This window comes from Nocardioides mangrovi, assembly GCF_020073815.1.
Taxonomy (GTDB): Bacteria; Actinomycetota; Actinomycetes; order Propionibacteriales; family Nocardioidaceae; genus Nocardioides; species Nocardioides mangrovi.
Genome location: NZ_JAIQZJ010000012.1, coordinates 165197 through 179472 on the forward strand (window position 1 = coordinate 165197; position 14276 = coordinate 179472).

At 70.9% G+C, this 14276-nt stretch carries 12 protein-coding genes; 8 read left to right on the plus strand and 4 right to left on the minus strand.

Features of this window, described 5'->3' with window-relative positions; all coding sequences use genetic code 11:
* Positions 1 to 28: 28 nt before the first annotated feature.
* Positions 29 to 1654 carry a methyl-accepting chemotaxis protein gene (locus K8U61_RS18640; protein ID WP_224124558.1) on the minus strand — a complete coding sequence of 542 codons (1626 nt, stop codon included), beginning with the start codon at positions 1652 to 1654 and terminating at the stop codon, positions 29 to 31.
* A gap of 202 nt (positions 1655 to 1856) precedes the next feature.
* On the opposite strand from K8U61_RS18640, the gene K8U61_RS18645 reads away from it, so the two are divergent.
* The 8 genes from K8U61_RS18645 (at position 1857) to K8U61_RS18680 (ending at position 10732) form a co-directional block, all read left to right on the plus strand.
* Entirely contained in the window at positions 1857 to 3068 is a 1212-nt protein-coding gene (locus tag K8U61_RS18645; RefSeq protein WP_224124559.1) for an MFS transporter, read from the plus strand.
* A gap of 41 nt (positions 3069 to 3109) precedes the next feature.
* A complete protein-coding gene (gene trpS, locus K8U61_RS18650) occupies positions 3110 to 4144 on the plus strand; it encodes a tryptophan--tRNA ligase (protein ID WP_372454295.1) in 1035 nt (344 codons plus the stop codon).
* Positions 4145 to 4153: 9 nt separating this feature from the next.
* Positions 4154 to 4681 carry a 2'-5' RNA ligase family protein gene (locus K8U61_RS18655; RefSeq protein WP_224124561.1) on the plus strand — a complete coding sequence of 176 codons (528 nt, stop codon included), beginning with the start codon at positions 4154 to 4156 and terminating at the stop codon, positions 4679 to 4681.
* A gap of 1 nt (position 4682) precedes the next feature.
* Positions 4683 to 5729, plus strand: coding sequence for a YihY/virulence factor BrkB family protein (locus K8U61_RS18660; RefSeq protein ID WP_224124562.1), 1047 nt, complete (start codon positions 4683 to 4685; stop codon positions 5727 to 5729).
* A 2-nt stretch (positions 5730 to 5731) separates the two neighbouring features.
* Positions 5732 to 5950: an SCO4848 family membrane protein gene (locus K8U61_RS18665; protein ID WP_224124563.1), complete on the plus strand. Its 219-nt coding sequence runs from the start codon at positions 5732 to 5734 to the stop codon at positions 5948 to 5950.
* 97 nt (positions 5951 to 6047) lie between these two features.
* Complete coding sequence (locus K8U61_RS18670; protein WP_224124564.1) at positions 6048 to 7886, plus strand: ELWxxDGT repeat protein; 1839 nt, start codon at positions 6048 to 6050, stop codon at positions 7884 to 7886.
* A complete protein-coding gene (locus K8U61_RS18675; protein ID WP_224124565.1) occupies positions 7883 to 8920 on the plus strand; it encodes a TIGR03032 family protein in 1038 nt (345 codons plus the stop codon). The genes K8U61_RS18670 and K8U61_RS18675 overlap by 4 nt, the downstream gene beginning before the upstream one ends.
* Before the next feature lie 219 nt (positions 8921 to 9139).
* On the plus strand, positions 9140 to 10732 hold the full coding sequence (locus K8U61_RS18680) for an ELWxxDGT repeat protein (protein WP_224124566.1): 1593 nt from the start codon (positions 9140 to 9142) through the stop codon (positions 10730 to 10732).
* 11 nt (positions 10733 to 10743) lie between these two features.
* Here the strand turns inward: K8U61_RS18680 and K8U61_RS18685 are convergent, their stop codons facing one another.
* The 3 genes from K8U61_RS18685 to K8U61_RS18695 are packed head-to-tail and all read right to left on the minus strand — an operon-like array spanning position 10744 to position 14243.
* Entirely contained in the window at positions 10744 to 11487 is a 744-nt protein-coding gene (locus K8U61_RS18685; RefSeq protein WP_224124567.1) for a succinate dehydrogenase/fumarate reductase iron-sulfur subunit, read from the minus strand.
* Positions 11484 to 13520, minus strand: a complete 2037-nt coding sequence (locus K8U61_RS18690; RefSeq protein WP_224124591.1) for a fumarate reductase/succinate dehydrogenase flavoprotein subunit — start codon at positions 13518 to 13520, stop codon at positions 11484 to 11486. Before K8U61_RS18690 ends, K8U61_RS18685 begins: the two co-directional genes overlap by 4 nt.
* Before the next feature lie 21 nt (positions 13521 to 13541).
* A complete protein-coding gene (locus K8U61_RS18695) occupies positions 13542 to 14243 on the minus strand; it encodes a succinate dehydrogenase cytochrome b subunit (protein WP_224124568.1) in 702 nt (233 codons plus the stop codon).
* Between the last annotated feature and the right edge of the window lie 33 nt (positions 14244 to 14276).

The window sequence follows — 14276 nt, forward strand, 5'->3', positions numbered from 1 at the left end:
CCCAGGCCGGTCGGAAGTCAGCGCCGGGTCACTGGTAGCGGAAGGTGCCGACCAGGTCCTGGAGCTGGTTGGACATCCGCGAGAGCTCGGCGGCGGCGTCGTGCAGGTGGTCGACGCCCTCGGTGGTCGCGCGGGTCGCCGAGGCGACCCGGCCGATGCCGGTGGCGATCTCCCCGGACCCGGTCGCGGCGTCGCCGACGTTGCGGTTCATCTCCTGGGTGGTGAGGGTCTGCTCCTCGACCGCGGCGGCGATGGTCTGCTGCGAGTCGCTGATCCGGGCGACGACCTCACCGATCCGGGCGATCGCGTCGACCGCGCCGCTCGCGTCGCCCTGGATGGCCTGGACCCGCTGGGCGATGTCCTCGGTGGCGCGGGCGGTCTCCTGGGCGAGCTCCTTGACCTCGTTGGCGACGACGGCGAAGCCCTTGCCGGCCTCGCCGGCACGGGCGGCCTCGATGGTCGCGTTGAGGGCGAGCAGGTTGGTCTGCTCGGCGATCGAGGTGATGGTCTTGATGACCGCGCCGATCTCCTCCGAGGAGGTGCCGAGCTTGGTGACGGTCTCGCCGGTCTCCTCGGCGATCCGGACGGCCTCGGTGGCGACGCCGGCGGCGTCGTGGGCACCGCGGGCGATCTCCTGGATCGACGCGCCCATCTCCTGGGAGCCGGCGGCCACCGTCTGCACGTTCTGGGAGACCGTCTCGGCGGAGGAGGTGACGAGGGTCGCCTCGGCCGAGGCCTCCTTGGCCGAGGTCGCGATGGTGACCGAGGTGACCTCGATCTCCTCGGCGGTCGCGGCGACGGTGATCGCCGACTCGGCCATCGTGGAGACGATCTGGCGCAGCGAGGCCATGGCGGCGTCGAAGTCGGCGGCCAGGCGGCCGACCTCGTCGCGCTGCTCGATCTCGGGGGAGGCGGTGAGGTCGCCCTCGGCGACCCGCTTCACGGCGCCACCGACGCGACCCAGCGGCCGGACGATCGACCGTGTGATCACGATGCCGAGCAGGAGCGCGATCGCGAGCGCCGCGAGTCCCACGGCGAGCATGGCGATCTTCGCCTGGTTGGCGGCGTCGTCGGCGTGCGCGTCGAGCGCCGTCGTACGCCGCTCCACCGAGTCGGCCAGCCGCTGGGAGCTGTCGAGCAGATCGTTCCAGGTGCCGGCGAGCGGACCGGAGTTCATGTAGGTGAAGGCGGCCTGCATCTCGGCCGGGCTCGTGGCCTTGCCGAGCTGCTGGGACCACTCGTCGGTGGCGTCGAAGTAGTTGGACCACTGGGTCTTGATGATGCTGAAGGCCCGCTTCTCGTCCGAGGTGAGGGCGCCCTCGTCGAAGTTCGCGAGGATCTTCTCCACCGCTGCCTTGTCCTCGAGCAGTCCCGACATGTTGTCGGCGTCGGGCTGGACGGCGGCGGCGCCGTTGGTCTGGGTGGCCTCGGAGAAGATGTAGCCCTGCCATCCGCTCATGTCGGAGTCGTAGTAGCGCAGCTCCTTGACGTCGTCGCGCATCTGGTCGAGACGGGTCTGGTCGGCCCGGATGCTCATCTGCTGCTGGGCGGAGTAGAGACCGGTGCCGGCCACCACCGCGACCAGGAGGGCGAGGGCGCCGAAGGCGATGCCGAGCCGGCGGCCGATGGCCAGGTGGTGCAGGAGGGTGCGCATGGGGGAGTGAGCCTCGCGTCTTCTGTCGGGGAGCGTTCCCCGGCCCGATCGGCCCCGGAGGGACCCACCTGAGGAAGTTGGCACCGGGTGCTGCTGGACCGGTCAAGGAATAGGTGCCGTCCGGCCGGTGGTTGCAGACTGTCAGTGCTGCGTACGCCGTCAGCCGTGACCGCCCCCCGACGACCGGAGAAGGACCTCACCCGTGACGACGACCGCGCCCACCTCGACCACGACGGCCGAGACGACGCGCGCCAGCCACTACACGCTCGCCGTGCTCGCGCTGGCCGTGGGCGGCTTCGCGATCGGCACCACCGAGTTCGTCACCATGGGCCTGCTCCCGCAGATCGCCGACGGCGTCGGCGTCTCGATCCCGACGGCCGGCCACTTCATCTCGGCCTACGCGCTCGGCGTCGTCGTCGGCGCTCCGCTGATCGCGATCTTCGGCGCCCGGCTGCCGCGGCGGGCACTGCTCGTCGGCCTGATGGCGACGTACGCCGTCTTCAACGCGCTGAGCGCGGTGGCGAGCAGCTACGGGCTCCTCATGGTGGCCCGGTTCGCCGACGGGCTGCCCCACGGCGCCTACTTCGGCGTCGCGTCCCTGGTCGCCGCCGGCCTCGCGGCTCCCCAGCACCGTGGCCGTGCGGTCGCGAGCGTGATGCTCGGCCTGTCGGTCGCCAACGTGATCGGCGTCCCGGCGGCGACGTGGCTGGGCCAGAACGTCGGCTGGCGGGCCGCCTACCTCAGCACCGCCGGGCTGGCCCTGATCACCGTCGTCGGCGTGCTGCTCTTCGTGCCGTCGGTGGCGGGCAACCCCGACGCGACCGGCCGCCGGGAGATGCTCTTCTTCCGCAACGGCCAGGCGCTGCTCACGCTGCTGGCGGGCGCGGTCGGCTTCGGCGGCCTGTTCGCCGTCTACTCCTACATCGCGCCGACCGTCACCGAGGTGGGCGGGCTGCCGGACTCGACGGTGCCGCTCTTCACCGCCGCCTTCGGCCTGGGCATGGTCGCCGGCACCTGGCTGGCCGGCCGGCTGGCCGACTGGGACGTCTTCCGCTCCCTCATCTGGTCGGGCATCGGCTCCTTCTTCGTGATGCTGCTGACCTGGCTGGTCGCGCCCTACGGCTGGCTGCTCCTGCCCGCGGTCTTCCTCATCACCGCGATCGGCTCGGTGCTCGTCGTCAACCTCCAGCTGCGCCTGATGAACGTCTCCGGCGAGGCCCAGACGCTCGGCGCGGCGATGAACCACGCCTCGCTCAACATCGCCAACGCCCTCGGTGCCTGGCTGGGTGGCGTCGTCATCGCCGCGGGCTACGGATACCGCGCTCCCGCGCTGGTCGGCGCGGCGCTCTCGGTCGCCGGCATCGTGGTGCTCTTCTGGTCGGCCGCCACGGCGCGCCGTACGGAGCTCTCCTGACCCTCACCCCGGGCTGACCGGCCCGTCGAGGATCGGCAAGAATGAGGGCCATGTCCACCACGACGGGGGAAGCCCGGCCGCGCGTGCTCTCCGGCATCCAGCCGACTGCCGACTCCTTCCACTTCGGCAACTACCTCGGCGCGCTGCGGCAGTGGGTGGACCTCCAGGAGGAGCACCAGCCGTTCTTCTTCATCGCCGACCTGCACGCGATCACGGTCGAGCAGGACCCGAAGGTACTGCGCCAGCGCACCCTGCGCGCCGCGGCGCAGCTGCTCGCGATGGGCATCGACCCGGACCGGTCCGCGATCTTCGTGCAGTCCCAGGTGCCCGAGCACGCCCAGCTCGGCTGGGTCCTCCAGTGCCTCACCGGCTTCGGCGAGGCGCGCCGGATGACCCAGTTCAAGGACAAGTCCGCCAAGGGCGGTGAGGGCGCCGCCAGCGTCGGCCTCTTCACCTACCCGATCCTCCAGGCCGCCGACATCCTGCTCTACCGCCCGGCGTACGTGCCGGTCGGCGAGGACCAGCGCCAGCACCTCGAGCTCACCCGCGACCTCGCCCAGCGGTTCAACAGCCGCTACAAGAAGACCTTCCGGCTGCCCGAGCCCTACATCCTCAAGGCGACCGCGAAGATCACCGACCTCCAGGACCCGACGTCGAAGATGTCCAAGTCGGCGTCCTCGCCGTCCGGGATCGTGGAGATGCTCGACGAGCCGAACGTCTCGGCGAAGAAGATCCGCTCCGCCGTGACCGACTCCGGGTCCGAGGTGCGCTTCGACGCCGAGGAGAAGCCGGGGGTGAGCAACCTCCTCACCATCTACTCCGCGCTCACCGGGCGGGAGATCCCCGACCTCGAGGAGCAGTACGCCGGCCGCGGCTACGGCGACCTCAAGAAGGACCTCGCGGAGGTCGTCGTCGACTTCGTGACCCCCTTCCGGGCGCGCACCCTCGAGCTGCTCGACGACCGGACCTACCTAACCGAGGTGCTGCGCCGCGGCGCCGAGCAGGCGGGTGCGGTCGCGGCCGGGACGCTGCGCGACGTGTACGACCGGGTCGGCTTCGCGGCGGCCGGACAGTAGGGTCTCTGCATGCCGACGATTGGCGTGGCGGTCGCGATCCCGGAACCCTGGGCCACCGAGCTCCAGGATTACCGGACTGCCGTGGGGGATACCACTGCGACCATGATCCCCACGCACATCACGCTGGTCCCGCCGACCGACGTCGACGTCGTGCACCTCGCCGAGGTCGAGAAGCACCTGGAGGAGGTCGCCGCCGAGGCCGAGGGCTTCTGCGTGCACCTGCGCGGCACCGGCACCTTCCGACCCGTCTCGCCGGTGGTCTTCGTGAGCCTGGCCGAGGGGATCTCGCAGTGCGAGCAGCTGGCCGGCGCCTGCCGCCGCGGCCCGCTCGACGTCGACCTGCAGTACCCCTACCACCCGCACGTGACGATCGCCCACCACCTCGAGGACCCGCTGCTCGACCGGGCCTTCGAGGAGCTCGCCGACTTCGAGTGCGAGTTCGACGTCCCGGGCTTCGACCTCTACGTCCACGACTCCGACGCCGGGTGGCAGCCCACCCGGCACTTCCCGCTCCAGGCGGCCCCGGCGGCGAGCTGACGTGCCGTCGCTGAAGGAGCGGATCGCCGAGGTCCGCGAGCGGCGTCCGCTCGTCGACCACGTCGTCCGGATGCAGGAGCACTACGGCGGGGTCAAGGCCGGCCAGCAGGCGGGCGCGGTCACCTACTTCGCGTTCCTGTCCTTCTTCCCGATCCTCGCGCTGGCCTTCTTCGTGGTCGGCATCGTGGCCAAGATCTACCCCGGGGCGCGCGGGGACCTCTCCGACGCCCTGAACGCCGTCATCCCCGGCCTGGTCGGCACCGGCGACAACCAGGTCCAGATCAGCGACATCGAGACCGCCGCCGCGACCGCCGGGATCATCGGTGCGGTCATCCTGCTCTACTCCGGCCTCGGCTGGCTGGCCGCGATGCGCGACGCGCTCATCGTGGTCTTCGAGGTCCCCGCCAAGGACCAGCCCAACTTCCTCTTCGGCAAGCTCCGCGACCTGGTCACCCTCGCGCTGATCGGCGTGATCCTGCTGGTCTCGGTCGCGGCCGCCGGGCTGATCGGCGGCTTCGCCGACCAGCTCCTCGGCTGGCTGGAGCTCGACACCGAGCTCGGGTGGCTGGTCAAGCTGCTGAGCGTCCTGCTCGGATTCGGCGCCAACATGCTGCTCTTCTTCGCGATGTTCGTGCTGCTCGCCGAGCCGCCGTACACCCCGCGCCGCTCGCTGTGGTCGGGTGCGTTCCTCGGGGCCATCGCCTTCGAGGTGCTCAAGCAGGTGTCCGGGCTGCTCATCTCCTCCACCACCGGCAACCCGGCCTTCCAGGCCTTCGGGATCGCGCTGATCGTCCTGGTCTGGATCAACTACTTCTCCCGCGTCGTCCTCTACGCCGCCGCCTGGGCGCACACCTCGCCGGCGGCCCGCGCCGCCCGTCCCGAGTCCGAGGTCGCGCCCGTGCAGGGGCCGCCCTCCCCGCCCGTGCGCTCCCGGGCCGAGCGCCTCGACGAGGTCGACCACCCCTGGGTCGCGCCGTACGCCGCGGGCGCCGCCACCATGCTCGGCCTCGTGGCCGTGATCCGCCGGTTCACCCAGCAGAAGGACTGACAGTGGGACGCAAGACAGCCTGGTTCCTGGTCGCGGTGGCGATCTGGAACTTCGTCATCTGGGGCACGTTCATCAAGAACCTCGCCGCCTCGCACGCGTCGGGCGAGGACCGCCCGAGCGGCTACTACATCGCCCACTCGGTGCTGATCGTGGTCAACATGGTGCTCGGCGTCGTCTTCGCGACGCTCGGGGTGCGTGCACTACGCGCCCGTCGATCCTGACGAGCCGAGGCAACCGATCGCGGGTGTCGTGCGTCATACGGGCACGAGACGGCGCGAGAGGTGACAACCTGCTCGCACACGGGGTGAGGAGGCGGCGATGAGCCGACGACAGCGCAGTGCCCGGGCCCAGGTGCTCCGGGCGAGGACGGCACGGGCGAAGGAGCTGAGGCGCCGCGCCCGGGTGCGGCGTACGGCGGGCGTGGCGGCGGTCGCCGCCGTGGCCCTCGGCGGGCTCGGGGCGGTCTCCGCGCCGTCGTACGCCGGGGCGCCGACCGCGAGCCGGGCGGACTGCACCGGCGTCCCGACCCCGCCCAGCAGCCCCTCGGAGGGTGCCGTCCTGGGCGGGCGCGTCTTCTTCACCGCCGACGACGGCCTCCACGGCCGCGAGCTGTGGGCCTCCGACGGCACCGCCGCCGGGACCGTGCTCGTCAAGGACATCGCGCCGGGCAAGGACGGCGGCTACTACGACGAGGGCATCGACGACCTGGTGTCGACGGGGGACGCGCTCTTCTTCGTGGCCGACGACGGCAAGCACGGTCGGGAGCTCTGGACCTCCGACGGCACCACTGCGGGCACGACCATGGTCAAGGACATCAACCCCGACGACGACTACTACAGCGGTCCCAAGGACCTCACCGTCGTGGGTGACCGGGTGTTCTTCGCCGCCGATGACAGCATCCACGGCCGGGAGCTCTGGACCTCCGACGGCACCGCTGCCGGCACGACCCTGGTCAAGGACATCAGCAGCGGTAGCAGCTACTACGGCGGCATCGGCGACCTCACCGCGGTCGGCAACCGGCTCTTCTTCAGCGCGGACGACGACGACCACGGTCAGGAGCTCTGGTCCTCCGACGGGACCGCTGCCGGCACCACCCTGGTCAAGGACATCTACCCGGGTGCCTACGACAGCTCCGTCAGCTACCTCACCGCGGTCGGCGACTCGGTCTTCTTCTCCGCTCGCGACGGCGAGCACGGCCCCGAGCTGTGGACCTCCGACGGCACCGGCGCCGGGACCCACCTGGTCTCCGACATCGACCCGGGCGTCAAGGGCGCCCAGCCCAACTCGCTCGCGGCGGTCGGGGACACGCTCTTCTTCAGCGCGAACGACGGCACCCACGGCCGCGAGCTCTGGCGCAGCGACGGGTCCGAGGCCGGCACCACGATGGTCGCCGACATCGGCAGCGAGGACGAGGACGACAACTACTACAGCGGCCCGCAGCTGCTCACGGAGTCCGGTGGCGCCCTCTTCTTCACCGCCGACGACGGCACGCACGGCCGCGAGCTGTGGACCTCCGACGGCACCCCGGCCGGCACCGTCATGGTCGACGACATCCGCCACGGGGGCTATGGCAGCAACCCGGTCTACCTCACCGACGTCGACGGGCAGCTCTTCTTCGGGGCCAAGGACGGCGTCCACGGCGGCGAGCTGTGGACCTCCGACGGCACCGAGGCCGGCACCGTGCTGGTCAAGGACATCGGCAGCGACGCGGGCTACTACAGCGGCCCCCAGTCGTTGACGGCGTTCGGCGACCGCCTCTTCTTCGCGATCGACGACGGCGTCCACGGCCTCGAGCCCTGGGTCTCGGACGGTACCGCCGCCGGGACCTCGCTGGTGGAGGACATCAACGTCGTCACCGCCTTCGGCGTGGCGAAGTCGGGTCGCCCCAACACCGACAACGGCACCCTGCGGGTGCGCGTGTACGCCGACGGGCCCGGCGACCTGGTCGTCACGCGGGTCGGCGGCTCCCCGGTCAAGCGCGCCCGCGCGGTCTTCGAGGACGACGGCGCGCAGACAGTGGTCCTGAAGCCGACGCGGGCGGGCCTGCGCGAGCTGAAGCGCAAGGGCAGCCTGCGGGTGAAGGTGCGCTTCACCTTCACGGCGTGCGGCAGCCCGGCCAGCGCCGTGGTCCGCAGCTTCACGCTGAAGCTGAAGTGAGCGAGGCGGCGCGCGGCACCGAGGTCCGCTACCACCACAGCCCGTCCTTCCCCGGCGTGCTGGCGGACGCGGGCTGCGCGCTGCTCGTCTCGACCTACCAGGCGGGCCAGCTCGTCGCGGTCGGTGTCGCGGACGGCCGGCTGACCTTCTCCTTCCGCCGCTTCGACCACGCGATGGGCGTCGCGGTCGGCCCGGACCGGGTCGTCGTCGGCGGCAAGGACCAGGTGTGGACCCTGATGGACCAGCCCGAGGTGGCGGCCTCGGTCGCGCCCGCCGGGCGGCACGACCGCTGCTGGCTGCCGCGCTCGTCCGTCGTCACCGGGTCGATCCAGTGCCACGAGGTCGCCTGGGGGTCGACGGACGCCGGCGAGCCCGACCTGTGGGTCGTCAACACCGCGTTCTCGTGCCTGGCCGGCCTCGACGGCCGACACAGCTTCGTGCCGCGGTGGCGGCCGCCGTTCGTCACCCGCCTCGCGCCGGAGGACCGCTGCCACCTCAACGGGCTGGCGATGCGCGACGGGCGGCCGGCGTACGTCACCGTGATGGCGCGGAGCGACGAGGCGGGCGGCTGGCGGGCCGCGCGCAACGAGACCGGCACCGTGCTCGACGTCGCCTCGGGAGAGCCGGTGACGACGGGCCTCGCGATGCCGCACTCGCCGCGCTGGTACGACGGCGCGCTCTACGTCCTCAACTCCGGCTGGGGACGGCTCGAGCGCGTCGACCCGGCAACCGGCGAGCGCGAGGTCGTCGCGACCTTCCCCGGCTACGCGCGCGGGCTGGCCTGCCACGGCCACCTGGCCTTCGTCGGGCTCTCGAAGATCCGGGAGACCACGACCTTCGGCGGCACGCCGCTCGCGGCCTACCACGACCAGCTCAAGTGCGGGGTCGGCGTCGTCGACCTCCGCACCGGCGAGACCCTCGCGACCCTCGAGTTCGAGAACGGCGTCGACGAGATCTTCGACGTCCAGGCGGTGCCCGGGGCGCGGTGCCCCACGCTCGGGGACGGCGAGGTGTGGGTGCTGCCGAGCGGGTGACGCGACGCGGCACCGTGTGACAGTCTGCTGGTACTCGGGACAGGGGGAACGACGATGGGTCGACGACGGGTTCGTGCTCGGGCGCAGGCCCGTACGACGTCCGCAGCAGTGGCGGCCATTGCGGTGGGGCTGGCGGGGGTCGCCCCCGTTGCTGCGGCCTCGGCCACCGAGGCGCAGGCCAGGATGGCGGCCCGGTGTCCGGAGGGAACCCGGTCGAGCGTGCCGCGCCAGGGAGTCGAGGTCGGGGGAAGGCTCTACTTCGTCGCCGACGACGGGGTGCACGGCCGGGAGCTATGGCGCTCCGACCGCACCGCCGACGGCACGGCGCTGGTCGACGACATCCGGGGCGGCGCAGGCGACAGCGACCCCGGCAGCCTCGTCGGGATGGATGGTGACCTCTACTTCGCCGCGACCGACCGGGCGCACGGGCGGCAGCTGTGGCGCTCGGACGGCACCCGCGCCGGCACCGTCCTCGTGAAGGCCATCGGCGCCGGCGGTTACGGCACCGGTGGCACCGGCAACGCGGACGGCATGGTCCTCGTGGGCGAGCGGCTGTTCTTCGTCGCCGACGACGGCATCCACGGGAGCGAGGTCTGGACGTCCGACGGCACCACCGCCGGCACGGTCATGGTCAAGGACGTCGGTCGGAACGACGCCTACCCCGGACCGACCGGCCTGGAGGCCGTGGGAGACACGGTGTTCTTCACCGAGGACGACGGGGTGCACGGGCAGGAGCTGTGGCAGACCGACGGCACCCGTGCCGGGACGACGCTCGTCAAGGACCTCAGCCCAGGCTCCGCCAGCACCGACTTCAGCTACTCGGCCGGGACGAGCGACTCGCTGCTGTTCTTCGCGGACGCCGGCCACGGTCGTGAGCTCTGGGTCTCGGACGGCACCGCAGACGGGACCCACGTCGTCGAGGACGTGGCCCCGGCGACGGCGTACGACGGAGGTGCGGAGATGGTCGCCGTCGGCCAGCAGGTCTTCTTCGTCGCGGACGACGGCACGCACGGGCGCGAGCTGTGGACCAGCGATGGCACGGAGACGGGCACCGTGCTGGTCAAGGACATCTCCAGTGACGACGAGGGTGGTTACTACGGCAACCACGGCCCCGAGGGGCTCAGCGCAGCGAACGGCCTGCTCTACTTCTCCGCCGACGACGACGTCCACGGCCGGGAGCCCTGGCGGTCGGACGGGACCGAGGACGGCACCGTCCTGGTCGACGACGTCAACCCGGGCGAGGCCGGCAGCGGGCCGGCCGACTTCACCGCCGTGGGCGGTTCGGTCTACTTCGCCTCCGGCATCCGTCTCTTCGCGACGGATGGCACCTCGGCAGGCACCAGACGCGTGGCGGACGTCCAGGATGCCGGCTCGAAGTACACCGGCCCGACCGGTCTCGCTGCGGTCGGTGAGCGGCTGTTCCTCGCCGCGGACGACGGGGTGCACGGAATGGAGCCGTGGCTGTCCGACGGCACCGCGACCGGCACGGCGATGGTCGCCGACGTGAACACGGAGCGGAACTTCGTCGTCATCGTGCGGGACGCCCGCACCCGCAACGGCAAGCTGGAGCCGATGGTCTACCCCAACGTGCCCGGCCGCCTGCAGGTCCGACCCGTCGGCGGGTCCGAGCTGCGGCCGTGGTCAGGCTGCGTCGACGGGGGACGCCAGCGGCTCGTCCTCTCCCCGACCCGGGCCGGGGAGAGGAAGCTGCACCGCACCGGCAGCCTGCGGGTGCGGGCGAGGTTCGTCTTCGGGGAGCCCGGCACCACGATCAAGCGGGTGGTGAAGAGCTTCACCCTCCGGGTGCGCTGACCTCTCGCAGGTCAGTGGCCGTGGCGCAGCGCGGCGTGCAGGTCCCAGTTGAGGCGGGAGATCACGTCGAGCGGGATCTCCTTGGGGCAGGCGGCGGTGCACTCACCGATGTTGGTGCAGCCGCCGAAGCCCTCGGCGTCGTGCTGGGCGACCATGCCGACCACGCGGCTGTCGCGCTCCGGCTGACCCTGCGGCAGCTCGCCGAGGTGGGTGATCTTGGCACCCATGAAGAGCGAGGCGGAGCCGTTGGGGCAGGCCGCGACGCAGGCGCCACAGCCGATGCAGGTCGCCACGTTGAACGCGCGGATGGCGTCCTCGCGGGGGACCGGCACCGAGTGGGCCTCAGGGGCCGAGCCGGTGTTGACGGAGATGAAGCCGCCGGCCTGGATGATCCGGTCGAACGCGCCGCGGTCGACGACGAGGTCCTTGACCACCGGGAAGGCGTCCGAGCGCCAGGGCTCGATGACGATCTCGTCGCCGTCCTTGAAGGACCGCATGTGCAGCTGGCAGGTCGTGGTGACCTCCGGGCCGTGGGCCTGGCCGTTGATCATCAGGCCGCACATGCCGCAGATGCCCTCGCGGCAGTCGGAGTCGAACGCGACCGGGTCCTCGCCCTTGACGATGAGGTCCTCGTTGAGCACGTCGAGCATCTCGAGGAACGACATGTCCTCGGACACCCCGTCGAGCTCGTAGGTGTGCATCGCGCCCGGGGACACGGAGTCCGGCTGACGCCAGATCTTGAGGGTGACCTTCACTTGTAGCTCCGCTGCTTCATCTCGATGGCCGTGTAGACGAGGTCTTCCTTGTGCAGGACGGGCGTGCCCATCCCCTCCGCGACGTCCGGGTCGGTGGCGAACTCCCAGGCCGCGACGTACGCGAACTGGTCGTCGTGGCGCAGCGCCTCGCCGTCCTCGGTCTGCGACTCCGCCCGGAAGTGACCACCGCAGGACTCGCGGCGGTTGAGCGCGTCGATGCACATGAGCTCGCCGAGCTCCATGAAGTCGGCGACCCGGCCGGCCTTCTCCAGCGACTGGTTGAGGCTGTCGTTGGTGCCGAGGACCTTCACGTTGCGCCAGAAGTCGTCCTTGAGGGTGCGGATGAGGTCGATCGCCTTCTTCAGGCCGTCCTCGGTCCGCTCCATGCCGCAGTACTCCCACATGATGTTGCCGAGCTCGCGGTGGTAGGAGTCGACGCTGCGGGTTCCGCTGGTGCCGAGGAAGTGCGCGACCCGGTCCTCGACGGCCTTCTTGGCCTCGACGACGGCCGGGTGGCTCTCCTCGATCTTCTCGAAGGGGCCGTCCGCGAGGTAGTCGCGGATGGTGTGCGGCAGGACGAAGTAGCCGTCCGCCAGGCCCTGCATCAGCGCCGAGGCGCCGAGGCGGTTGGCGCCGTGGTCGGAGAAGTTCGCCTCACCGGTCACGAACAGGCCGGGGATCGTCGACTGGAGGTCGTAGTCGACCCACAGGCCGCCCATGACGTAGTGGACGGCGGGGTAGATCCGCATCGGCGTCTCGTAGGGGTTCTCGCCGGTGATGCGGGCGTACATGTCGAAGAGGTTGTCGTACTTCTCCTCGATGCCGTCGCGACCCAGGCGCTCGATCGCCGCGCTGAAGTCGAGGTAGACGCCGCGCCGGACGCCCTCGACCTCGGGGCCGACGCCGCGTCCCTCGTCGCACACGTTCTTGGCGGCCCGGGACGCGATGTCGCGAGGCACCAGGTTGCCGAAGGAGGGGTAGATCCGCTCCAGGTAGTAGTCGCGGTCCTCCTCGGGGATGTCCCGCGGGTCCTTCTCGCAGTCGGCCTTCTTCTTCGGCACCCAGATCCGGCCGTCGTTGCGCAGCGACTCCGACATCAGGGTCAGCTTCGACTGGTGCGAGCCCGTGACCGGGATGCAGGTCGGGTGGATCTGCGTGTAGCAGGGGTTGGCCATGTAGGCACCCTTGCGGTGGGCACGCCACGCGGCGGTGACGTTGGAGCCCATCGCGTTGGTGGAGAGGAAGAAGACGTTGCCGTAGCCGCCGCTGGCGAGGACGACGACGTCGGCGAGGTGGGTCTCGATCTCGCCGGTGACCAGGTCGCGGGCGATGATGCCGCGGGCCTTGCCGTCGACCACGATCAGCTCGAGCATCTCGTGGCGGGTGTACTGCGTGACCGTGCCGGCGGCGACCTGGCGCTCGAGCGCCTGGTAGGCGCCGATCAGCAGCTGCTGGCCCGTCTGGCCGCGGGCGTAGAAGGTGCGGGACACCTGCACGCCGCCGAAGGAGCGGTTGTCGAGCAGGCCGCCGTACTCGCGGGCGAAGGGGACGCCCTGCGCGACGCACTGGTCGATGATGTTGGTGCTGACCTCGGCCAGGCGGTAGACGTTCGACTCGCGCGAGCGGTAGTCGCCGCCCTTGACGGTGTCGTAGAAGAGGCGGTGGACGGAGTCGCCGTCCTCCTTGTAGTTCTTCGCCGCGTTGATGCCGCCCTGGGCCGCGATCGAGTGGGCGCGGCGCGGGGAGTCCTGGTAGCAGAAGGACTTCACGTTGTAGCCGGCCTCGCCGAGCGTCGCGGCGGCCGAGCCACCAGCCAGGCCGGTGCCGACGATGATGATGTCGAGCTTGCGGCGGTTGGCCGGGTTGACCAGGCGGGCCTCGAACTTGCGGGTCTGCCAGCGCTCGTCGATCGGGCCGCCCGGGGACTTGGTGTCCGCGATCGGAGAACCGGGGACGTAGTAGCCGGCGGCGTCGTCACCGTGGGCGCCGGGGGCGTCGTGCGACGGGTCACCGGTGAGGGTGGTGTCAGGCATGTCGGTCATGTGCGCGACCCCTTACTTGGTGATGACGCCCGCGAGGACGAAGATCGGGACGAGGGAGAAACCGCCGGCGATGACGACCGCGACGATCCAGCCGAGGGCCTTCGCGTTGCGGCGGGCCCGGGCGTTGTTGGTCAGGCCGAGCGTCTGGGCGGAGCTCCAGACGCCGTGGTGCAGGTGCATGCCGAGGGCGAACATCGCGACCAGGTAGATGATCGTCATCCACCAGGTGTCGAAGGTGTCGACCAGCAGGTTGTACGGGTCGTTGGTGGCGCCACCCGAGACGTTGACCTTGCCGATGGTGAAGTTGACGAGGTGCCAGATCAGGAAGAGCAGGATCGTCAGCCCGCCCCAGCGCATCCAGCGCGAGGAGAACGACGACGCGAGGTTCTTCTTCACGACGTACCGCTGCGTCCGCGCGTGGTTGGACCGGCGCCACAGCTTGGCCGCGGAGTAGACGTGCACGACGAGCGAGACGATCAGCACGGCCCGGATGATCCAGAGCAGGCCCTCGCGCGGGAGCATCGGCTCACCGATGGTGCGCAGGTGCTCGGCGTACTCGTTGTAGGCGTCGTGGCCGGAGAAGGCCTTGAGGTTGCCGTACATGTGCAGGAGCACGAAGCCGATGAAGATGATGCCGCTCGCGGCCATCAAGAGCTTGAGGGTGATGGTCGAGCGCGAAGCGCGCGCACCCCTGACCAAGGTCGTCGTTGCCACGAAAGGCCACGCTACCTTCAGCGCCGGGCGCGG

Bases quoted from the DNA above. Each gene is read 5' to 3' on its own strand.
- K8U61_RS18640 (WP_224124558.1), bottom strand. From the start codon at position 1,654: ATGCGCACCCTCCTGCACCACCTGGCCATCGGCCGCCGGCTCGGCATC.
- trpS (WP_372454295.1), top strand. From the start codon at position 3,110: ATGAGGGCCATGTCCACCACGACGGGGGAAGCCCGGCCGCGCGTGCTC.
- K8U61_RS18655 (WP_224124561.1), top strand. From the start codon at position 4,154: ATGCCGACGATTGGCGTGGCGGTCGCGATCCCGGAACCCTGGGCCACC.
- K8U61_RS18670 (WP_224124564.1), top strand. From the start codon at position 6,048: ATGAGCCGACGACAGCGCAGTGCCCGGGCCCAGGTGCTCCGGGCGAGG.
- K8U61_RS18690 (WP_224124591.1), bottom strand. From the start codon at position 13,520: ATGCCTGACACCACCCTCACCGGTGACCCGTCGCACGACGCCCCCGGC.